The sequence below is a fragment of the Eoetvoesiella caeni genome, assembly GCF_003315175.1.
In the GTDB taxonomy this organism is placed as follows: domain Bacteria; phylum Pseudomonadota; class Gammaproteobacteria; order Burkholderiales; family Burkholderiaceae_B; genus Eoetvoesia; species Eoetvoesia caeni.
Genome location: NZ_QNRQ01000002.1, coordinates 319,440 through 338,568, shown reverse-complemented (window position 1 = coordinate 338,568; position 19,129 = coordinate 319,440). Strand labels below are relative to the sequence as shown.

General features: G+C 57.7%; 24 protein-coding genes. 17 read left to right on the top strand and 7 right to left on the bottom strand.

What is annotated here, in order from left to right:
* Position 1 precedes the first annotated feature (1 nt).
* From DFR37_RS05245 to DFR37_RS05235, 3 genes are all read left to right on the top strand, one after another.
* Complete coding sequence (locus DFR37_RS05245) at positions 2–139, top strand: EF-Tu C-terminal domain-related protein (RefSeq protein ID WP_429866783.1); 138 nt, start codon at positions 2–4, stop codon at positions 137–139.
* 57 nt (positions 140–196) lie between these two features.
* Positions 197–508 (top strand): 30S ribosomal protein S10, encoded by a 312-nt coding sequence (gene rpsJ, locus DFR37_RS05240; RefSeq protein WP_113932175.1) that lies wholly within the window; start codon positions 197–199, stop codon positions 506–508.
* A gap of 166 nt (positions 509–674) precedes the next feature.
* On the top strand, positions 675–1,439 hold the full coding sequence (locus tag DFR37_RS05235; RefSeq protein WP_113932174.1) for a sulfite exporter TauE/SafE family protein: 765 nt from the start codon (positions 675–677) through the stop codon (positions 1,437–1,439).
* Positions 1,440–1,484: 45 nt separating this feature from the next.
* Here DFR37_RS05235 and guaD read toward each other — a convergent pair whose 3' ends face one another.
* Positions 1,485–2,807 carry a guanine deaminase gene (gene guaD / locus DFR37_RS05230; RefSeq protein WP_113932173.1) on the bottom strand — a complete coding sequence of 441 codons (1,323 nt, stop codon included), beginning with the start codon at positions 2,805–2,807 and terminating at the stop codon, positions 1,485–1,487.
* Between the two features lie 329 nt (positions 2,808–3,136).
* On the opposite strand from guaD, the gene rplC reads away from it, so the two are divergent.
* The 10 genes from rplC to rpsQ are packed head-to-tail and all read left to right on the top strand — an operon-like array spanning position 3,137 to position 7,898.
* Positions 3,137–3,826 (top strand): 50S ribosomal protein L3, encoded by a 690-nt coding sequence (gene rplC / locus DFR37_RS05225; protein ID WP_113932172.1) that lies wholly within the window; start codon positions 3,137–3,139, stop codon positions 3,824–3,826.
* 2 nt (positions 3,827–3,828) lie between these two features.
* Positions 3,829–4,449, top strand: coding sequence for a 50S ribosomal protein L4 (rplD, locus tag DFR37_RS05220; RefSeq protein WP_113932171.1), 621 nt, complete (start codon positions 3,829–3,831; stop codon positions 4,447–4,449).
* Positions 4,446–4,742 carry a 50S ribosomal protein L23 gene (rplW, locus tag DFR37_RS05215; protein ID WP_113932170.1) on the top strand — a complete coding sequence of 99 codons (297 nt, stop codon included), beginning with the start codon at positions 4,446–4,448 and terminating at the stop codon, positions 4,740–4,742. The genes rplD and rplW overlap by 4 nt, the downstream gene beginning before the upstream one ends.
* Complete coding sequence (gene rplB / locus DFR37_RS05210; protein WP_113932169.1) at positions 4,743–5,570, top strand: 50S ribosomal protein L2; 828 nt, start codon at positions 4,743–4,745, stop codon at positions 5,568–5,570. It abuts the gene before it with no gap.
* Positions 5,571–5,582: 12 nt separating this feature from the next.
* The gene (rpsS, locus tag DFR37_RS05205) at positions 5,583–5,858 is read left to right on the top strand and encodes a 30S ribosomal protein S19 (protein ID WP_113932168.1); all 276 of its coding nucleotides are present in this window, start codon (positions 5,583–5,585) and stop codon (positions 5,856–5,858) included.
* Positions 5,859–5,861: 3 nt separating this feature from the next.
* The gene (gene rplV / locus DFR37_RS05200) at positions 5,862–6,191 is read left to right on the top strand and encodes a 50S ribosomal protein L22 (RefSeq protein WP_113932167.1); all 330 of its coding nucleotides are present in this window, start codon (positions 5,862–5,864) and stop codon (positions 6,189–6,191) included.
* 9 nt (positions 6,192–6,200) lie between these two features.
* Positions 6,201–6,995 (top strand): 30S ribosomal protein S3, encoded by a 795-nt coding sequence (gene rpsC, locus DFR37_RS05195; protein WP_113932166.1) that lies wholly within the window; start codon positions 6,201–6,203, stop codon positions 6,993–6,995.
* A gap of 2 nt (positions 6,996–6,997) precedes the next feature.
* Entirely contained in the window at positions 6,998–7,414 is a 417-nt protein-coding gene (rplP, locus tag DFR37_RS05190) for a 50S ribosomal protein L16 (protein ID WP_113932165.1), read from the top strand.
* A 9-nt stretch (positions 7,415–7,423) separates the two neighbouring features.
* Positions 7,424–7,615 carry a 50S ribosomal protein L29 gene (gene rpmC / locus DFR37_RS05185; protein WP_113932164.1) on the top strand — a complete coding sequence of 64 codons (192 nt, stop codon included), beginning with the start codon at positions 7,424–7,426 and terminating at the stop codon, positions 7,613–7,615.
* A gap of 1 nt (position 7,616) precedes the next feature.
* A complete protein-coding gene (gene rpsQ / locus DFR37_RS05180) occupies positions 7,617–7,898 on the top strand; it encodes a 30S ribosomal protein S17 (RefSeq protein WP_113932163.1) in 282 nt (93 codons plus the stop codon).
* Between the two features lie 248 nt (positions 7,899–8,146).
* On the opposite strand, the gene DFR37_RS05175 is transcribed toward rpsQ, so the two are convergent.
* The 5 genes from DFR37_RS05175 to DFR37_RS05155 all read right to left on the bottom strand — a co-directional run bounded on the left by DFR37_RS05175 (position 8,147) and on the right by DFR37_RS05155 (position 13,335).
* Positions 8,147–9,439: a TRAP transporter large permease gene (locus tag DFR37_RS05175; RefSeq protein WP_113932162.1), complete on the bottom strand. Its 1,293-nt coding sequence runs from the start codon at positions 9,437–9,439 to the stop codon at positions 8,147–8,149.
* On the bottom strand, positions 9,436–9,939 hold the full coding sequence (locus DFR37_RS05170; RefSeq protein WP_113932161.1) for a TRAP transporter small permease: 504 nt from the start codon (positions 9,937–9,939) through the stop codon (positions 9,436–9,438). Before DFR37_RS05170 ends, DFR37_RS05175 begins: the two co-directional genes overlap by 4 nt.
* Positions 9,940–9,957: 18 nt before the next feature.
* On the bottom strand, positions 9,958–10,977 hold the full coding sequence (dctP, locus tag DFR37_RS05165; protein ID WP_113932160.1) for a TRAP transporter substrate-binding protein DctP: 1,020 nt from the start codon (positions 10,975–10,977) through the stop codon (positions 9,958–9,960).
* A gap of 158 nt (positions 10,978–11,135) precedes the next feature.
* Complete coding sequence (locus tag DFR37_RS05160) at positions 11,136–11,630, bottom strand: cupin domain-containing protein (protein ID WP_113932159.1); 495 nt, start codon at positions 11,628–11,630, stop codon at positions 11,136–11,138.
* Entirely contained in the window at positions 11,623–13,335 is a 1,713-nt protein-coding gene (locus DFR37_RS05155; protein WP_113932158.1) for an alkaline phosphatase family protein, read from the bottom strand. The genes DFR37_RS05160 and DFR37_RS05155 overlap by 8 nt, the downstream gene beginning before the upstream one ends.
* 125 nt (positions 13,336–13,460) lie before the next feature.
* Here DFR37_RS05155 and DFR37_RS05150 point away from each other — a divergent pair, with 125 nt between their 5' ends.
* Complete coding sequence (locus tag DFR37_RS05150) at positions 13,461–14,378, top strand: LysR substrate-binding domain-containing protein (RefSeq protein ID WP_170139836.1); 918 nt, start codon at positions 13,461–13,463, stop codon at positions 14,376–14,378.
* A gap of 22 nt (positions 14,379–14,400) precedes the next feature.
* Here DFR37_RS05150 and DFR37_RS05145 read toward each other — a convergent pair whose 3' ends face one another.
* Positions 14,401–15,363 (bottom strand): LysR family transcriptional regulator, encoded by a 963-nt coding sequence (locus tag DFR37_RS05145; RefSeq protein WP_113932156.1) that lies wholly within the window; start codon positions 15,361–15,363, stop codon positions 14,401–14,403.
* 108 nt (positions 15,364–15,471) lie between these two features.
* Here DFR37_RS05145 and DFR37_RS05140 point away from each other — a divergent pair, with 108 nt between their 5' ends.
* The 3 genes from DFR37_RS05140 (at position 15,472) to DFR37_RS05130 (ending at position 19,030) form a co-directional block, all read left to right on the top strand.
* Positions 15,472–16,293, top strand: coding sequence for an SDR family NAD(P)-dependent oxidoreductase (locus tag DFR37_RS05140; RefSeq protein ID WP_113932155.1), 822 nt, complete (start codon positions 15,472–15,474; stop codon positions 16,291–16,293).
* A 2-nt stretch (positions 16,294–16,295) separates the two neighbouring features.
* A complete protein-coding gene (locus DFR37_RS05135) occupies positions 16,296–17,786 on the top strand; it encodes an aldehyde dehydrogenase family protein (protein ID WP_113932424.1) in 1,491 nt (496 codons plus the stop codon).
* 62 nt (positions 17,787–17,848) lie between these two features.
* The gene (locus DFR37_RS05130) at positions 17,849–19,030 is read left to right on the top strand and encodes an ABC transporter substrate-binding protein (RefSeq protein WP_113932154.1); all 1,182 of its coding nucleotides are present in this window, start codon (positions 17,849–17,851) and stop codon (positions 19,028–19,030) included.
* Positions 19,031–19,129 lie beyond the last annotated feature (99 nt).

Genomic DNA, 19,129 nt, shown 5'->3' with positions numbered 1-19,129 from the left:
AATGGTTCTGCCCGGCGATAACGTGTCCATGACCGTCAAGCTGATTGCTCCGATCGCCATGGAAGAAGGCCTGCGCTTCGCGATTCGCGAAGGCGGTCGTACCGTCGGCGCCGGCGTGGTAGCCAAAATCATCAAGTAATTTACTTGTCATAGGCGAAGGCCCAGCGCCTTCGCCGTTCGTTCTTTAGGAAACACCATGAAAAACCAGAAAATCCGCATCCGTCTGAAGGCTTTCGATTACAAGTTGATCGATCAGTCCGCCGCCGAAATCGTTGAAACAGCAAAACGTACCGGCGCAGTAGTGCGCGGTCCGGTGCCTCTGCCTACACGCATTCGTCGCTACGACGTCCTTAGCTCGCCGCACGTCAACAAGACCGCGCGTGACCAGTTGGAAATGCGTACGCACCAGCGTCTGATGGACATCGTTGATCCTACCGACAAGACCGTGGACGCCCTGATGCGTCTGGACCTGCCGGCCGGTGTTGATGTCGAAATCGCTCTGCAATAATTGACTGCACTGATCGTAGTGCCCAAAACACGCCATGCCTGGCGCGGTGTGTTTTAGCTTAAGAATAGCAAAAGCCCCTGTCCGCTGACAGGGGCTTTTGCGTTTGCTGGCTTGCGCTATATTGTGCCGAGCCTGTTTTGTTTCAAGCCAGTTATAGGGATGTGCCATGCCTATTGTCGACAGCCTTGCCTTCTACCTGATTGCCGTCCCCGCGGTATTGATCGTGGGCATAGGCAAGGGTGGATTCGCGGGCGGCCTGGGAATCCTGGCGGTACCTTTGCTGTCACTGACGATTTCCCCCTTGCAGGCGGCGGGCATCATGCTGCCCATCCTGTGCGTCATGGACCTGACCGGCGTACGCATGTGGCTGCATAAATGGGACCGCGGGCTGATGGCCAAGCTGGTGCCAAGCGCAGTGGTCGGAATTATTATCGGCGCGCTGACCTTTCAGTTTGTCAGCGACACATTTCTTAAGTTATTGATCGGCCTGCTGGCCTTGGTCTTTTCCTTGAATTACTTCCTGAAGGATCGGTTTCGAGGCTCCTTGCATTTGCCCGACACGGCCAGCGCATGGGTATGGTCGGGCTTGTCCGGCTATACAAGCTTCGTCGCACATGCTGGCGGCCCTCCTCTCATGATCTACCTGCTGCCCAAGAATCTGGACAAGGGCATCCTGGTCGGCACAATAACCATCTATTTCGCCGCCGTTAACTACGTCAAGCTAATACCCTACGCAATACTTGGACAACTCGACACCGAAAACCTGATGACATCGTTGGTGCTGGCGCCGATTGCGATCATTGGCGTCAAGCTGGGCGTGTGGCTGCACCACCGAATAGACGGCCAGGCATTCAGCAAGCTGATGTATATATTCTTGTTCTTTACAGGGCTGAAGCTTACATGGGATGGGGCGGTGATGTTGTTGTCGTAACGCCCGTTCGTCACGGCCACATGGTACGCGGTTCAGCCCGCGGCTTCAGTCCTGATAAGCCAATTGTCCCGCCACATACACGGCCTGCGTCGCCCTGTCGTCAGCCATGATCATCTGCACGAACATGGCTTCTTCCAGGGTATCGCAATGCTTCATCCGGAAATCGATCAGCGGGGTCGACTTCAGGTTCAGCACGAGCAAGTCGGCGTCCATGCCGGGTTCGATGGAGCCGATCTTGTCTTCCAGGTATAGGGCTTGGGCAGCGCCCCTGGTCGCCAAGTAAAACGCCTTGGGTGCTGAAAGCGAATAGCCGCCGAACTGGCCGATTTTGTAGGCTTCGCCCATGGTTCTGAGCATGGATAAAGTGGTGCCGCCGCCCACATCGGTCGCCAGGCCGGTGCGTATGGGGCGTTGCGGTGCCTGGGGTTGACGGGCCCGTGCGAAGTCGAACAGGCCGCTGCCCAGGAAGCCGTTGGAGCTGGGACAGTGGGCGACGGCCGAGCCGCTGTCGGCAAGATGCCGCCATTCGTCTTCGGCCAGGTGCAGCGAATGGCCGAAGATGCTGCGCGGGCCGGTCAGGCCGTAATGTGCGTAAACGTCCAGATAGCCCGACCGTTCCGGAAACAGGCTTTTGACCCATTCGTTTTCTTGCAGGGTCTCGGCCAGATGGGTTTGCATATAAGTGCCGGCGTGTTTTTTCCACAAGGCGGCGGCGGCTTCCAGTTGTGCCGGTGTGCTGGTCGGGGCAAAGCGGGGTGTCACGGCGTACGACAGGCGGCCCTTGCCATGCCAGCGCGCGATCAGCGCCTCGGATTCGTCGTAGCCGCGCTGGGCGGTATCGGTCAGGGGCGGCGGAGCGTTGCGGTCCATCAGCACTTTGCCGGCAATCATGCGCATGCCGCGTTGTTGGGCGGCGTGGAAGAAAGCCTCGACCGATTCGGGATGTACCGTGCAGTAGACGGCGGCGGCAGTGGTGCCTGCGCGCAGGCATTCCCGCAAGAAGATATCGGCCACCGCGGACGAGTGCTCGGCGCTGGCAAACTGCTGTTCGGCGACGAAGGTGTATTTATTCAGCCATTCGATCAGTTGCGAGCCATAGGCCCCGATGATCTGCGTTTGCGGGTAATGGACGTGGGTGTCGATAAAACCGGGCAGGATCAGCGCGTCCGGATAATGGACGAACTCATGCGAACGCAGTTGCGTGCGAAGTTCCTGGTAGCCGCCTGCCGCGGATACCTTGCCGTTCTCCATAAGAACAAGCCCGTCGGGCTCATAGCGCATGGCGGCTTGGTCGCCTATTTGAAAGGGGTCGCCCGTAAAGGTCAGGGTGGGGCCTCGCAGCGCGACAGGCCCGGCGGTCGATGTCATGAGCAATCCTGTACGGGTCAAGCCGGCACGCCAGCGCGGGCAACCACAAGAAGAAGATCGTAAAAACAAAGCAGTAACTATACGAGTTTACCGTTACACATACCGGCAAAAACAACAGCTTTAGGGTTAATCCGAATGTGCCGGTTGATTATTTGCGCGTTGGCATGTTAAAGTGCTAGCTTAACCAAAAAATCTTGGTTTTTAAGTTTTGCAATGCAGGTATGCACCTTGCGTGTGCGGGAACATATATATGTGGCCATACACGTTTAAGCATATGTGCTTTGCGTAAATTAGCCCCGACCAATCGCAGTCGGGAATGGAGAAAATTGATGTCGAACTCGACACCTACGCCTGCCGCCCATCGGCTGGGGCTCGTGGGGCGCAAAGTCGGCATGACCCGTATTTTTACCGAGGAAGGCGAGTCCATCCCGGTAACCGTACTGGACGTGTCCAACAACCGCGTTACCCAAGTCAAGTCACCAGAAATCGATGGCTATGCGGCCGTGCAAGTAGCCTATGGCAGCCGTCGCGCCTCGCGCGTGACCAAACCCGTGGCTGGGCACTACGCAAAAGCCGGCTCTGAAGCCGGTAGCATCCTCAAAGAATTCCGTCTAGATCCCGCAAAGGCCGCTGAATTTACAGCCGGTTCCGTTGTGGCCGTCGAAAGCGTATTCGAAGCTGGTCAGAAGGTTGACGTAACCGGTACAACGATAGGTAAAGGCTTTGCCGGTACCATCAAGCGCCACCATTTTACCGCGCAGCGTAATTCGCACGGTAACTCGCGCTCGCACCGTGTTCCGGGCTCTATCGGTCAGGCACAAGATCCAGGTCGCGTGTTCCCAGGCAAGAAAATGGCGGGCCACCTCGGTGACGTTACCCGTACCGTTCAAAATCTAGACATCATTCGTGTCGATGCAGAACGCGGTTTGTTGTTGGTCAGGGGCGCTGTTCCCGGCCACAAGAACTCCGACGTTGTCGTGCGTCCGGCCATCAAGATGTCGGCCAAGAAAGGAGCCTAAATATGGAACTGACGCTCCTGAATGACCAGGGCCAATCCTCGTCCACGTTCGCCGCGCCCGACACCGTTTTCGGCCGCGACTTCAACGAAGCGCTTGTGCACCAGATCGTCGTAGCTTTCCAGGCCAATGCCCGTAGCGGCAACCGTGCCCAGAAAGACCGCGCCGAAGTCAAGCACAGCACCAAAAAGCCATGGCGCCAAAAAGGCACAGGCCGCGCTCGTGCCGGTATGACTTCCTCGCCCATCTGGCGTGGAGGCGGTCGTGCATTCCCGAATTCGCCTGAAGAAAACTTCACCCAGAAGGTCAACAAGAAAATGTATCGCGCCGGTATCCGTGCGATCTTTTCCCAGTTGGCTCGTGAAGGCCGCATCGCTGTCGTCGACAGTTTCGAGCTCGAATCCCCCAAGACCAAGCAGGCTGCGGCCAAGCTCAAGGGCATGGGTCTTGAGTCCGTGCTGATCATTACCGATGTGCTCGACGAAAACGTTTATCTCGCTACGCGCAACCTGCCGCACGTTGCCGTGGTTGAACCGCGTTATGCCGATCCGCTGTCGCTGATCCACTACAAGAAAGTGCTGATCACCAAGCCGGCTATCGCTCAACTCGAGGAGATGTTGGGATGAACGCCGAACGCTTAATGCAAATTATCCTAGCTCCGATCGTGACTGAAAAAGCCACATTCGTTGCCGAAAAAAACCAGCAAGTCGCTTTCCGTGTCGTGGCCAATGCCACCAAGCCTGAAATCAAGGCAGCGGTCGAGCTTCTGTTCAAAGTTGAAGTCGAGTCGGTTCAGGTTCTGAACCAAAAAGGCAAGCAGAAACGCTTTGGCCGATTCATGGGTCGCCGCAGCAACGAGCGCAAGGCTTATGTCTCGCTCAAGGACGGCCAGGAACTCGACTTTACGGAGGTGAACTAAATGGCACTCGTTAAAGTCAAGCCAACCTCGGCAGGCCGCCGCGGCATGATCAAGGTGGTAACACCTGCTCTGCACAAAGGTGCGCCGCACGCTCCCCTGCTCGAGAAGCAAATCCGTGGTTCGGGCCGTAACAACAACGGCCACATCACTGTTCGCCATCGTGGCGGCGGCCATAAGCAGCACTACCGTCTGGTCGACTTCCGTCGCAACAAAGACGGCATTCCTGCCAAGGTCGAACGCCTCGAATACGACCCTAACCGCACTGCGCACATCGCTTTGTTGTGCTATGCCGACGGCGAACGTCGTTACATCATTGCCCCTCGCGGTCTTGAGGTTGGCGCAACCCTGTTGTCCGGTACCGAAGCTCCGATTCGCGCCGGCAACACGCTGCCCATCCGCAACATTCCAGTGGGCGCAACCATACACTGCATCGAAATGCTGCCTGGCAAAGGCGCGCAAATGGCGCGTTCCGCCGGTGCGTCGGCTGTCCTGATGGCTCGTGAAGGTGTCTACGCTCAGGTGCGTCTGCGCTCTGGCGAAGTCCGTCGCGTTCACATCGACTGCCGTGCAACCATCGGTGAAGTGGGCAACGAAGAGCATAGCCTGCGTCAAATCGGCAAAGCCGGTGCCATGCGCTGGCGCGGTGTTCGTCCTACGGTACGTGGCGTGGCCATGAACCCGGTCGATCACCCGCACGGTGGTGGTGAAGGACGTACAGGCGAGGGTCGTGAGCCAGTTAGCCCATGGGGTACCCCGGCTAAGGGTTACAGGACTCGTTCTAACAAGCGCACGGACAACATGATTGTCTCGCGTCGCAAGCGCAAGTAAGGGGCGAACCATATGTCACGTTCGATTAAGAAAGGCCCATTCGTCGACGCGCATCTGATCAAAAAGATCGATGCAGCTGTCGAAGAAAAGGGTAAAAAGCCGATCAAAACCTGGTCGCGCCGTTCAACCATCCTGCCCGAGTTCATTGGGCTGACGATTGCTGTGCACAATGGCCGCCAGCACGTTCCCGTTTATATCAACGAGAACATGGTCGGCCACAAGCTCGGCGAATTCGCCCTGACCCGTACTTTCAAGGGTCACGCGGCGGATAAGAAGTCCAAGAGGTAAGTGATGGAAACTACAGCAATTATCCGTGGAGTCCATATTTCTGCGCAGAAAACTCGCGTTGTTGCGGATCTGATCCGTGGCAAGTCGGTTGCTCAGGCGCTGAATATCCTGACTTTCACACCCAAAAAAGCCGCGGGCATCCTCAAGAAGGCTCTTGAGTCCGCGATCGCCAACGCCGAGCACAACGACGGCGCCGATATCGATGAACTCAAGGTCACCACTATCCATGTGGACAAGGGCCAGTCGATGAAGCGTTTTTCCGCACGTGCAAAAGGCCGCGGTAACCGTATCGAGAAGCAGACTTGCCACATTGTGGTCAAAGTCGGAGCTTAAGGAGTCACAATGGGACAAAAAGTACACCCGATTGGGTTCCGCCTCGCGGTTAACCGCAACTGGAGTTCGCGCTGGTACGCAGACGATAAAGCCTTCGGCGGCATGCTGGCCGAAGACATTCGTGTGCGCGAATACCTCAAGAAGAAGCTGAAAAGCGCTTCTGTCGGCCGCGTAATCATCGAGCGTCCCGCCAAGAATGCACGTATCACTGTCTACTCGGCTCGCCCGGGTGTGGTGATCGGCAAGCGCGGCGAAGACATCGAGAACCTCAAGGCCGACCTGCAGCGTTTGATGGGCGTGCCTGTGCACGTCAACATCGAAGAAATCCGCAAGCCGGAAACCGATGCTCAGCTTATTGCCGACTCGATCGCCCAGCAGCTCGAAAAGCGTATTCAGTTCCGCCGCGCCATGAAGCGCTCCATGCAGAACGCAATGCGTCTTGGCGCCCAAGGCATCAAGATCATGAGCGCCGGCCGTCTGAACGGTATTGAAATCGCTCGTACTGAGTGGTATCGCGAAGGTCGCGTGCCTCTTCATACATTGCGCGCCAATATCGACTACGGCACTGCTGAAGCGCAAACGACCTACGGGATTATCGGTATCAAAGTGTGGGTCTACAAGGGCGACATGCTTCCCAACGGCGAAATGCCTGTTGAGACCGCCGCTCCTCGCGACGATGAACGTCGCCCTCGTCGCGCACCTCGCGGTGACCGCCCCGAAGGCCGTCGTCCTCCCGCAGGTGGCCGTGGCCGTGGACCTCGCAAGCCTGACGCTGCTGCAGCGCCAGCGCCTGAAGGAGAATAAATATGTTGCAACCGTCACGCAGAAAATACCGCAAAGAGCAAAAGGGCCGTAACACGGGCCTGGCTACTCGCGGTGCTCAGGTGTCGTTCGGCGAATTCGGTCTTAAAGCCACGGGTCGTGGCCGCCTGACCGCCCGCCAGATCGAAGCTGCCCGTCGTGCGATCAACCGTCACGTTAAACGTGGCGGCCGTATCTGGATCCGCATTTTCCCGGATAAGCCCATTTCGCAGAAACCTGCGGAAGTCCGTATGGGTAACGGTAAAGGCAATCCCGAGTACTGGGTCGCAGAAATTCAACCCGGCAAGGTGCTCTATGAAATGGAAGGTGTAAGCGAAGAGCTTGCACGTGAAGCTTTCCGCCTGGCCGCCGCTAAGTTGCCAATTTCGACGACATTCGTGTCTCGTCACATCGGCGCTTAAGGAGACCTTATGAAAGCCAGCGAACTCCGTTCCAAAGACGCCGCCGAGCTCAAGACCGAGCTCGAGAGCCTGCTGAAAGCACAATTCGGTCTGCGTATGCAGCGTGCTACCCAGCAACTCTCCAACACCAGCCAACTGGGCAATGTGCGCCGCGACATCGCGCGCGTCCGTACCCTTTTGACTGAGAAGGCAGGAAAGTAAAATGAGCGAAACTCAAAACATTGAAGCAGTCAAGAACCAGCGTACTCTGGTTGGCAAGATTGTCAGCAACAAGATGGACAAGACGGTCGTCGTTCGCGTCGAGCGCCGTGTCAAGCATCCTGTTTTTGGCAAGATCATCGTTCGTTCCGCCAAGTATAAGGCGCACGATGAAACCAATCAGTACAACGAAGGCGACACTGTAGAAATCGCAGAAGGCCGCCCAATCAGCCGCGACAAGTCGTGGACTGTTGTGCGCTTGTTGGAAGCCGCACGCGTCATCTAATTCCTAAACGGTCTGGCCGGCGTATACGTACGCAGCCTGGACCGGATTCGAACTTGATGTAAAAAACCCAGGAGAAATCCTGGGTTTTTTTTGCCTTGGGGCGGCCCGGCGGCAAACGATGGCCTCCACGCTTCACTGCTTCGCAGTTCGCTGCCCCCCAAGGGGGCGCTGTTTGCCTTGGGGCGGCCCGGCGTAAACGATGGCCCCCACGCTTCACTGCTTCACAGCTCGCCGCCCTCCAGGTAAAGTCAAAGCCAGCGCAGCGGAAACAGCGCAATCGCCGGGAACGCTATCATGAGGGCTACGGCTATGACGTTGGCGATGACAAAAGGCGTGCTCCCCGCGAAGATGACTCGAATCGGCACGTCGGGATTCATCGTCTTGACGGTGAAGACGTTCATGCCGACCGGCGGCGTCAGCATGCCGATTTCAATGAGCATCACGATAAAGACGCCAAACCATATCGGATGGATGCCAATGGAAACGGCAATGGCGTGAAAGATCGGGGCTGTCAGTATCATCAGGCTGAGGCTTTCCATTAAAGCGCCCAGAACCAGGTAAATTGCAACTATCGTCAGCAACACACCCAGGGTGCCGGTGCCTTGTTGCTGCAGCAGTTCAATCAATGAACCTGTCAGTCCCGACAACGTGATGAAGTTGGCAAAGACGAAAGCGCCGAACATGATGGTGAAGATCATGGCGGTGGTCGTGGCTGTTTCTATCAGGCATTCCAAAAGACCGCGCCAGGTTATTTTGCGTCTTAGCACCCCAATCAACAACGCGCCCGTCGCGCCTACCCCCGCTGATTCCGTTGCCGTGAACACTCCGCTGTACAAGCCGCCCATGATGCTGGCAAACAGCAGCAAGACCATCCATACGCTGCGCAGGGACTTGAAGCGTTCCAGCCACCCCTGGCGTTCGCCCGTCGGTCCCCAGGCCGGACGCATCGCCACCACAGCCACCACTGCAACGATGAACAGCAATGCCAGCAATATGCCGGGGATGATGGTCGCGATGAACAGCTGGCGGATATCAGTGTTCGTCAAAAGCCCGTAAATCACCAATGGCACGGAAGGCGGAATAAGCACCCCAAGCACGCCGGCCGAGGCAACGGACCCGCAAGACAGCGCGTCGTTGTAGCCTAGGCGGCGCATCGGCGGGATGGCTACCTTGCTCATCGTCGCCGCCGTTGCGATGGAGCTGCCCGAGATAGCGGCGAAGACGGCACAGGCAGCTACTGTTGCATGCGCCAGGCCGCCGCGCAGATGCCCCAGCCAGGCATTGGCCGCCTTGTACAGTTCTTCCGACAGGTCGGCCTTGTGCACGAAAAGGCCCATCAGGATGAACATAGGCAGCACCGACATGCCGTCGTTGGCAGAGGCATCCATGACTTGCTGGGCAACCATGGAGAAAGCCGGCTCGAATCCGCCGCGCAACAACGCAAATCCGCCAGTACCTACCAGCAGCATTGCAAACGCAAGCGGAACACCCGCAAAAGCCAGCAGGAACAGAGCAACGAAACCTAGCAGTGAAGCCATCATTGCGTCACCTCCGCTGGAGTAAGCGCTAGCCGCAGCGCATCGATGAAACGCAGACCGACGACCACAACGGCCAAGGCTGCAAAGACCGCCATCGCATAAGCTAGCGGGGCCGAAGGCAAACCAAGCACGATGCTGGCGGTCTTGTTTTCCGCATACTCCTGGGCCTGTACCCAAAGCCGCCAGGAAATAAGCGCCAAAGCCAGGCCGCTGAGCAGTTCACAGGGCAGTTGCAGAAATACCTGTTTGCGTTTGCTAAGCGCGTAGATAAACAAGTCGACGGTAATATGGCCGCCGGCGCGGGTGACCAGCGGCAAAGCGGTGAAAATTGCCATGGCCATCGCGAACTGGATCATTTCCGAGGCGCCCGGTATTGGATGCGCAAAAAGGTAACGTGCGAAAACATCGGTGAATGTAAGGACGACGATCAGCGCCAGGGGCAAGGCGCTGACGACACCGAGTACGCGGTCCAATTGCTGAGGACCGGAAGATCTGTTAGTCATGATGGCAGTCCCATTGACTTAGTGCGCGTCGTTCTTGGCTTCTTGTTCGTACATCTTGAGCGCGGCCTCACCGTCAACACCCCGCTCGGCGGCAGCGGCCAGCCAATCGTGTTGCAGCTTGCCGCCGAATTGACGCAGCGAATCCATAAGGCTGTCGTCGGCCTTCAAAAACGGCACTCCGCGTGCGGCGGCGTCCTGGCGCAGCTTCTCTTCAAGCTTGTCGATGGCCGCCAGTCGCGCGGCAAAGGCCTCGCCCGACAGGCTCATGACGATCTTGCGATCCACCTCGGGGATGGCGTTCCAGCGCTTCTTGTTCACGAACAAGGCAAAGCTGGGTGCCGACATTTGCCCCGGAATGTCTGTGATGCTTTTTGCATACTGGATGGTGTGGAAAGCCGTGGCACTGTACAGCGGATAGCCCGCAAAGGCATCGACGGTGCCGCCGGAAATAATCTCGTAACTACGGGCTGCGGGGGCCACGACCATTCCCGCGCCTGTGGTTTGCAGCATTTCGGCTGTGTTGCCCGCAACCGAATAAACCTTGATGCCGGCAAGCTGGGACTTGGCTTTGATAGGCTCGTGCATGCTGTAGATAGGGCCGCCCGGAAATGTGAACAGCGACAGCAGCTGGACATCATGGTATTCGTCGGCCTTGGCAAAATACCGTTCGTAGGTTCGCCACAAGGCGACAGAGCTTCCCTTGGCGTCGACATTGATGAAAGGAAGGTGCGCAATCTGCGACAGCTTTACTTTGCCTTGCAGAAAGCCGTGGTACATGTAGGCGCCGTCAAAAACGCCTTTGACGACACCGTCCATCTGGGCTTGGGGAGCGGCCAGGCTGGCCGGAGCGAACTCGATCTTTACGCGCCCGTTGGTGGCTTTGGCAACGTCGTCCGCCCAAGGCTTCATCACCAGCGTATTGAACGGGTCCTGCGGTGCCATAAACAGATTGAACAGCAGGGTTTTTTGTGCGTGGGCCGCCGTGCCGACAGTCGCCAGGGCCAACAGTCCAGCACCAAGCCAGGTTTTGATGTTCATGATGTCTCCGTTGTATTTATAAATAGTAAAACTGCCGCTATGACTATATTGGCAGAGCCAGGTATCTTCCTGTTCTTTGTGTACAAATTCAGGCCCGGCGGAGCCGGTACCCGGTTTGGCGGGATGCGACCCCGCCTTCGGTTGATTCTTGTGGCCTTTTACCTCGATGCGGCTGCATGCTGCGGGGCCGCCGATGAGACGGGTGGACCAAATATTACGTCATAATCGCGCGCTATCCGGACCGCCTCCGCGGGGTTTGTCACGTTGTGAAGCCGCCGATACAGCTCCAGCAGTTTCCCGGCCGGCGATGCCCAGAACAGGGCCGTGGCGGCTTCGCCCGAGTTGTTGAAGAAAGCATGCGGCAACCCCCGCGGCATACGAACCAGATCGCCGCTGGTCGCCGTTCGCTTCTTGCCGTCCAGGATCAGGTCGATACGTCCGTCGATTACGAAAATGTATTCGTCCTGATATGGGTGCGTATGAGGCGGCACAAAGGTTTCGACCGGAAATGTGGCATGCCAGGCAATGCTGTCATCGCTGACCTGTTTCGGCACATAGACTTGCCCCATGACATTCCAGGCCACGCCGTCGAGCCCTTCATGGGCGGGCGTGATGTCGGGGGTTTCAAGGGTGATGTCGCGAGTTTCAAGCATGATGCGTGTCTCCTTGCTGCGCCGTCAGGCGATCCAGAGTGGGTTGGACAAGAGGATTGGTGGAAGCAAACCTGGGTTTGAACCCTTGGCGCGCCTTGGCCAGGTCGGCTTCATCCCAGTAACCGATAAGAATGCCTCCTTCGGAAATGCGAGGCTGCACCTCAACGGATTCGATCACCTCGTCGGTTACCGTGACGCGTTGGCGTGGCTGCCGGGCCCACTGGAACAAGGCCTCGTGCAGGCGTGCCCGCGCTTCGATATGTTCGGGGTTTTGCGAGGCGCCAAGATCCTTGAACTCTTGCGGATCGGTTTGCAGGTCGTACAGCATGGGCCGGAAATCTTCGAACAGCACATATTTCCAGCGGCCATCGAAGATCATCCGCATCCAGGCCCGCCGTGGCGCCGTCTGAAGATCTATGCGGGCGTCCTGGAAAGAATAGTCGTACTCGCAAATGACGGCGTCGCGCCAGTTATGGGGTTGTTCGCCGAACAGCAGCGGGCGCAGCGAGCGTCCGTCCATGACGTGGGGCACAGCCGGCCCGCCATAGACGTCCAGGAAAGTGGGGGCCAGGTCCACCGCTTCCACCAAGGCCTGGCTGCGCGTATTGCGTGTGTTGTCAGCTCTAGGGTCGGGATCGTAGACGATCAGCGGTACTCGTATGACAGCCTCGTGGAACAGATCTTTTTCGCCCATCCAGTGATCGCCCATATAGTCGCCGTGGTCGGCGGTGAAGACGATCATCGTGTTTTCCATGAGGCCGCGTTCTTCCATGAACGAGAACAGCACGCCTAGCTGATCGTCTATTTGCTTGATCAGTCCCATATAGCCGCACATGACGGTTTCCCGTACGCCGTCGCGGGAAAACGTTTGTGAAACCCTGTGCTGCATCATGGCTTCGTAGACGGGGTGCGGGTCGAGCCGCTCTTCTTCCGATCTGGCTACCGGCAGTGCATCCGACGGCTTGAACATACTTGCGTAGGGTTCGGGCGCCATATAAGGCCAGTGCGGCTTGATATAAGAAAGATGCATGCACCAGGGCTGGGTGCCCGCTTCCTGGATGAAATCCATGGCCCGGCGGGTAATGTAGGGAGTTTCGGAGTGTTCTTCAGGGACACGGGCCGCTTGGTTCGAGTACTTCAAGAACCAGCCCGACCGGGTGTTGCCTTCAGTGTCGACGGTGGAGTTGGCCCATTCTTCCCAGGGATTGTCGCCGTCAAAGCCTTGATCCCTTAAGTATTGGTTGTAGGCCGGGTCGGGATCATGACCCGAATAAGGATGTATGCCGTCGTCGCGCTCGTAGGGATCGAAGCCGCACTCGCTGATGCGGCGACCGATTTTCGAGTTAGGGTCGATGCCCAGCCGGGCCATGCCCGACAGGTCGGCGCGCATGTGCGTTTTGCCCACCAGGGCAGACTGCACTCCAAGCGGGCGCAGGTGATCACCTATTGTCATCTCGCCGACTTTCAGCGGCACGAAATTCCAGCTGGCCCCGTGCGAATGAACATAGCGGCCGGTGTAGTAGCTCATTCTTGAGGGCCCGCAAACCGGGGACTGCACATAGGCGCGTTCGAACAGTACGCCTTTGCGGGCCAGGGCGTCGAGATTGGGGGTTTTCAGCGTGGGATGGCCAAAGCACGAAAGATGGTCCGCGCGTAACTGGTCGCACATGATGAATAGAATGTTCTTCACTTGGCGCTTCGTCATATTGTCTCCATATGCTCTTGTCAGTGGGAGCTGTTGTGATTCGAGTATATGGAGCTACCCGCTGCCGCAGTAGTACTTTGTTTTCATGTCGATTACCATTGGTAATCACAAGCAAGGAGAAACCCGTGCGACTGGAACAATTGGAACTGCTTATTGCCTTGGCCGAGCGCGGCAGCTTGCGTGCGGCGGCCGTAGTGCTGAATGTCACGCAGCCGGCCCTTAGCAAATCACTGCGCCAGCTCGAAGAAGAACTCGGTACCGCATTGGTGTGGCGTAGCGCCAAGGGCGTGCGTTTGACCACGGCGGGCGAGCTGCTGGCGTCCCGCGCCGTGACAGCGCTGCGCGAACTGGAGCGTGGCCGCGAAGATATCGCCTGGCATATGGGACAGGCGGCGGGGCAAGTTACCGTGGGCCTTTCCCCGGCGACGGCGATTCTGTTTGCGCCGGGCGCCGTGCAGCGTTTCGGCAAACGCTGGCCCAAGGTCAAGCTTTGCATACGTGACGCGCTTTATCCGCTGGCGCTGCGCCAGCTGCGCAGCGGGGAGCTTGATTTCATGTTGGGCCCTGTTCCTGCCTCGGGCGTGGGTAACGATCTGCTGCGTCAGGTCGTATACCATAGCCAGGAAGTTATCGCGACACGGCATGGGCATCCATTGTCCAATGCACGAAAGCTGACAGACCTGGTCGATGCGGGCTGGATTGTTACCGGGCCGGCCCAGGGGCCTGGCGACCCCATGCATCTTCATATGGAAGCCCGTGGCATGGCGCCGCCCAACGTTATGCTGGAATGCGAGTCGTTCTCTACCTTGCTGGGCATTATGCCCACGCTGGATGTGGTGGGCATCGTACCGCGCAGCTTTCTGGATCGTCATGGACGCCGCGCCGGCCTGGTGTCTTTGCCTATAGAGGATCCTTTGCCGGTAACGACGATTTACGCCATAACCCGGACAGACGCGCCGTTGACGCTGCCGGCCCAGGACTTGTTCGAGGCCTTCTTGCAGGAAGCGCGAGAGTTCAGTCGCCGGGAAACCAGGAGCTTGTAGGACTCGGCTTTTTCAGTCTCAGTCAAGGCCGTGCGCCTCGCCGAATAAAATCCATCAACCCGGTTTGCATGGGGGATAGAACCTTGTCTTTGAGTACGGCCAGGTAAATGGGCATGCGCAGGTCAATGCTTGGCATGTCGACCACTGCCAGTTCGCCGCGCGCTATGTCTGCCGCGGCGGCGCTTGCTTCCATGAGCGTATAGCCGATGCCTTTCTTTACCGCTTGCTTGATGGCCTCTGGGTGGCCCAATTCCATTACAACCTGGCGATTCGCCACGCCCGCCGAATAGAGCAAATTGTCTTCCAAAGTGCGGCGAATGGTGGAGCGGGGCGTTGTCACGAAGGGCAGCTTCGCCATGGCTTTTGCCGTGACCGAACGCAGCGCCGCCGCCTGCTCGGGTGCGCCAAGCAACAGCAGCCTGTCTTCCCACAGCAGTTCCAAAGTCAATCCATGCAAATCCTGCTTTGGATCAAGCCGCAGCACGGCGAAATCACAGCCGCGCGTACGCAGGATCTCGGTGGCGGTTTGCGCCGAACCGATGCTTAAAGTCACGGTCACTTTGGGTGATTTTTGTCGGTACTGCGCCAGCAAATCGCTTAGACGATATGTGCCCGCTGTCATGGAGGCGGCAATCGTGACATGCCCCAGTGAGCCGACCGAAATACCGTTCAAGTCATTCGATAGTTCGGCACAGCGGGCAAGGATGTCTTCGCACCAGCTATGAAAACGCACGCCGGCATCGGTCAGGGCCAAACGGCGGCCTTCACGGAAAACCAGCGGCGTACCCAAGCGGCGCTCGATGTCGCGTATATGTGCCGTGACTGCCGGCTGCGCGACATGTAATTCCTCTGCCGCCTTGGTCACGCTGCCCAGAGCCACGACGTGGCAAAACAATTCCAGCTTCCGGAATGTAAGAGGGCCAACAAGCAGCTTGGACACGGGGTCGGTCGGCACGGTAGATGCGGTAATCGAGTGGTAATTCATAAGCAGTGGATTATATATTATGCTTAAGAAAAGAATTGGACTTATGGGTGCGTCGTCGCTAATAATGAAGTCAAGCGAAATAACGCGTACTTTGAAAAGGATATTGCCATGCCGGATTCTTCAACGACAGCGGAGAAAGAATCGTCCGTCCCCGACTTCAATTCCCTCCTTGGCGTCCAGGATCGCGTAGTCATCATCACCGGCGCGGGACAAGGCATAGGTCGCATCTTTGCGCACGCCTTTGCTGCGTACGGCGCAGTCGCGGTGGTGGCCGACTTGAACAAGGACAAGGCCGACATCGTGGCGCGGGAAATTGAAGCGCGCGGCCACAAGGCCTTGGCCTTGGCGGTGGATATTGGAAGTTTCGATTCGCTTCAAGCGATGGCGCAAACTGTGTTCGACGCTTACGGCCGGATTGACGTGCTCATCAACAATGCGGGTATTTTCTCCACGCTCGAGATGCGCCCCTTCTGGGAAATTCCGCTCGACGAATGGGACAAGGTCATGCATGTCAACATCACCGGCGTCATGCTCGCCACGCGTGCCGTCATCCCCTATATGCAGCGGGCGAAGTGGGGGCGCATTGTCAACATTTCCTCTGCCAGCATCCTGATGGGGCGGCCGAACTACACGCACTACACCACGTCCAAGTCGGCATTAATAGGCATGACGCGTTCGATGGCGCGCGAGCTTGGCAACGACTACATCACCGTCAACGCGGTGCTGCCAGGCGCAACACAGACTGAAATTCCGCGCAAGACAGTCTCGCCGCAACAGCGCGAAGCCATCGTGTCTCGCCAGTGTGTGCCGCGTACTCAGGTTCCTCAGGACCTGGTGGGCGCAGTGGTCTTCCTGGCCACCGAAGGTTCCCGCTTCATGACCGGGCAAGTCATGAATGTCGACGGTGGTGCATCGCATAGCGGGGGATGAATATGAACGCAGCTTTGAAAAACGGAAAAGACCTCAGTCCCGCGGCCGTGCTGCCCAGAAATAAAGCCTTGTTCTACGGCGGACAGTGGCACGCGCCTGGACATGGCCGCTTTGTCCCGACCAGCAACCCCGCCAATGGCGAAGTCATCGGCGAAACAGCGCAAGCCACGGCCAGCGATGTGGACGCAGCGGTCGCGGCCGCTTCGGAAGCATTCAAGTCATGGCGCAAGACCAAGCCCTCGGAGCGCGCAGAACTGTTAAGAAAGGCCGCTGCCATCTTGCGTGACAACGCAGAAGAACTGGCGATGCTGGACGCGCTCAACACAGGCAACCCTGTGGCCGAAATGGTGGCGGATGCGAAGATTGCGGCGGCGAACCTGGACTACTTTGCCGGCATTGCGATGGAAGCCAAAGGCCATACCATCCCTATGGGCGACAACAACCTCAACTACACCGTGCGCGAGCCGCTAGGCGTCGTTGTGCGTGTCGTGGCCTACAACCATCCGCTGATGTTTGCGGCCCAGAAGCTCGGGGCTCCGCTGGCGGCAGGCAACACCGTCATCATCAAGCCTTCGGAGCAAGCGCCGCTGTCGGCCATACGCATGGCTGAACTCATCGGCGGTGTATTTCCGCCCGGCGTGGTCAATGTGCTGACTGGCGCGCGCGAATGCGGCGAGGCCCTGACGGCACACCCGCTGGTGAAAAAGATCACGTTGATTGGCAGCACCGCCACCGGCAAGGCCATACTGCGTGGCTGCGCGGACACTATAAAGCAAGTGCTGCTCGAGCTGGGGGGAAAGAACCCTCTTATCGCCTACCCTGACGCCACTCTCGAAAAGCTGGCTGACGGCATCGTTCGGGGTATGAATTTCACCTGGGCGGGCCAGTCTTGCGGCTCCACCAGCCGCGTGTTCCTGCATGACGATATTCACGATGAGGTGCTGGCGCGCGTCGTCGAGATTCTGGCCACGCGTCACAAGCCTGGCATCCCGACCGACTGGGCCACTACGATGGGGCCGGTCATCAGCAAAGCTCATCACGAACGTGTGTTGAACTACATCGAGACCAGCAAGCGCGAAGGCGCACGCCTTGTAACGGGCGGCAAGACGCCAAGCGACCCGGCGCTGGCAAATGGATACTTTATCGAACCGACCATCTTCGCCGATATGCGATCTGACATGACAATCGCGAACGAAGAGGTTTTCGGTCCCGTCATGGCCGTGTTTCGCTGGAGTGACGAAAATGAAATGTTCAATATCGTCAATAGCGTCGAATATGGACTGACCGCCTCGATCTGGACGAATAATCTCACCGCCGCCCATCGCGCGGCCTCGCGAGTTGAATCCGGCTTCGTATGGATAAATAACGTCAGTCAGCATTTTCTGGGCGCGCCCTTTGGAGGTTACAAGAACTCGGGTATTGGGCGCGAAGAATGCGTCGAGGAGTTGCTGGAATTCACGCAGGTCAAGAACGTGAATATAAACCTGGGCTGAAAGAATGCGGTGAAATCTTCGCTTGCCTTCTGGAACCCACACAATTTCAACAAGGAGACACTATGAGAACACACAATAAATTTGCTTCACATTATTTTTGCGCCCTGGCGCTGGCCGCGGCTGTGGCCTCGCCCGCTTTGGCACAAAAGCCCGTGCCGATCGGCTTCATCACCACGTTGTCCACCCCCGCGGGCTATCTTGGCGAAGACGAGCGTGACGGCTTCATGCTTGCTGTGAAGGAAGAAGGCGGCAAGCTGGGCGGTATCCCCGTTGATGTCAGGATCGAAGATGACGGGCTCAAGCCGGCCAATGCCAAGCTGACGGCCGACAGGATGTTGCAAGAAGGAATCAAGCTGTTTACCGGCATCAACTTTTCTAACGTGATGATGGCTGTAGGCCCTACGGTCATCGGGGCCAAAGCATTCTATATCAGCAACAACGCCGGTCCCGCAGCCTTCGCGGGCAAGAATTGCAACCCGTATTTCTTTGGCGCAGCTTTCCAGAACGATACGTTCGCAGACACGGTGGGCTTTGTCGCCAACGAGATCGGTGCGAAGAAAGCGGTAATCATGGTACCGAATTATCAGGCCGGCCGTGACGCAGCTGAAGGCTTCAAGAAGACCTTCAAAGGTCAGATCGTGGCTGAAATCTACACCAAGCTTGACCAAACCGATTTCTCGGTCGAGTTGGCACGCATACGCGGACTTGACGCCGACACACTGTTCCAGTTTCATCCTGGCGGCACGGGAATCAACTTGGTCAAGCAATTTTCCAGCTCCGGTCTGGACAAAAAGCTCAAGATGGTCACGCCTATCTACTCGATGGACGAACGCATGCTGGCCGCCGTTGGCCAAGCCGGCAAGGGCTTCTACATGAGCAGCTTATGGAGCGCCGACCTGCCCAATGCCGCCAACAAGAAATTTGTTGAGTCCTTCACCAAGACCTACAACCGCGTTCCAACCGCTCAGGCGGCCCAGTCATATGACACGGCGCTGCTGATTGGCTCGGCTCTAAAAGCAGTGGACGGAGACATGAGCAAGACCGACGCTTTCCGTGACGCGCTGCGCAAGGCCGATTTCCATAGTGTGCGGGGCAACTTCAAGTTCGGCCCCAACCAGTTTCCGATTCAAGACTGGCACATGCTGGAAACAGTGGATGACGGCAAAGGCAACGTGGTCTACAAGAACGTGAAAACGGTTGCCAAGGATCGCGGCGACCCCTATGCGGCCGACTGCAAGATGTAATGGAGAACGGGCCATCATGCCAGTCAGCATGAATGGCCCCGGCACAGCACGCGCAGGTAGATTCGAGGCTGCTCCCCGGTTCTCGCCTGCGCGCAGCGC